We start from the raw sequence: 1,056 nt of genomic DNA on the forward strand, positions 1-1,056 counted from the left end.
CGACGCTCGCGCCGGCCCCCAAGCCGGCGGCGGCGCGCCCGGCCGGGCTGCCGCCGTTCGACATCCAGGTCGAACCGCCGGATCTGCGCCGCTGGCGGGGCGGCAATACCGGGATCGAGGGCTACATCACGCTGCGCAGCGGCCGCCCCGGCCCGCATGTCGCGATCACGGCGCTCACGCACGGCAACGAGCTGGGCGGCGCCATCGTGCTCGACCGGCTGCTGCGGGCGGGGTTCACGCCGGCGCGCGGGCGGCTGACGCTCGGGTTCAACAACCTCGCGGCCTTCGACCGGTTCGACCCGCGCCAGCCCACCGCCTCGCGCTTCGTGGAGGAGGATTTCAACCGCATCTGGGACCCGGTGGTGCTGGACGGCCCGCGCCAGTCGGCCGAGCTGTCGCGGGCACGCGCGATCCGGCCGCTGATCGAGACGGTGGACGTGCTGCTCGACCTGCATTCGATGCTGTGGCCGTCGGTGCCGCTGATGCTGAGCGGCGAGGCGGCGCGGGGACGCGACCTCGCGTTCGGGATCGGCCTGCCGGAGCTGGTGGTCGCCGACGCCGGGCATGCCAGCGGGCGGCGGCTGATCGATCATCCCCGCTTCACGGATGCGGCCTCGCACGCCGCGGCGGTGCTGGTGGAGGCGGGGCAGCATTGGCAGCTGGTCACGGTCGATCTGATGCTGGCGACGGTCGCCGGGCTGCTGCGCCACATGGACATGGCGGGGGACGCCACCTGCCTGCCGCCGCTGCCGCCGCGCCGGCAACGTTTTGCGGAGGTGACGACGGTGGTGACCGCCTGCACCGGCAGCTTCGCCTTCGTCGAGCCCTATCGCGGCGGCGACGTGGTGCCGGCGGCCGGCACGGTGATCGCCCATGACGGCGAGCGGGCGATCGTGACGCCGCACGATGCCTGTCTGCTGGTCATGCCCAGTCTGCGGCCGAGCCGGGGACACACGGCGGTCCGGCTGGCGCGGTTCGCGCCGGCGGCGCCGGACCGCCTGGCCCCCTAGCCGCCCGCCGCGTCGGCGGCGGGCCCGGCCTCAGCAGCGGTAGGGG

The 1,056-nt window shown here is 75.1% G+C and carries 1 protein-coding gene; it reads left to right on the plus strand.

The genetic code is table 11. The features are described 5' to 3' along the window. The first annotated feature begins 47 nt into the window (after positions 1-47). Positions 48-1,010: a M14 family metallopeptidase gene (locus B8460_RS17400; protein ID WP_052945292.1), complete on the plus strand. Its 963-nt coding sequence runs from the start codon at positions 48-50 to the stop codon at positions 1,008-1,010. Positions 1,011-1,056 lie beyond the last annotated feature (46 nt).

Origin of the sequence: Acidisphaera rubrifaciens HS-AP3 (assembly GCF_000964365.1) — a bacterium.
Taxonomy (GTDB): domain Bacteria; phylum Pseudomonadota; class Alphaproteobacteria; order Acetobacterales; family Acetobacteraceae; genus Acidisphaera; species Acidisphaera rubrifaciens.